The organism is Tolypothrix sp. VBCCA 56010 (assembly GCF_050875635.1).
In the GTDB taxonomy this organism is placed as follows: Bacteria; Cyanobacteriota; Cyanobacteriia; order Cyanobacteriales; family Nostocaceae; genus Hassallia.
In genome coordinates, this window is sequence record NZ_JBPAOH010000573.1 from 1 (window position 1) to 207 (window position 207).

The 207-nt window shown below is 45.9% G+C and carries 1 protein-coding gene; it reads right to left on the bottom strand.

Going from position 1 to position 207, the window contains the following annotated elements:
• Positions 1 to 207 (bottom strand): hypothetical protein (locus tag AABK37_RS42405; protein ID WP_432557330.1); only part of this gene is annotated, 207 nt, incomplete at both ends.

Genomic DNA, 207 nt, shown 5'->3' on the forward strand with positions numbered 1-207 from the left:
ACCTCCTGAGAGCAAACGAGAGGTTATCTCGTTCCGAATGACCATACTATGTACCGTTAGAGTGATGCTGTTCGCCGGGTTTATTGGAAGTGCTTGTTGGTCATATAAAAACTTGCCAACTCCATATCCTTTGCCTTTTGGCTCCAGCGCATTCAGCCTTATTTCGCTGGTTCCTAGTAACGACGATTCAAACACATCTTCAAGCCG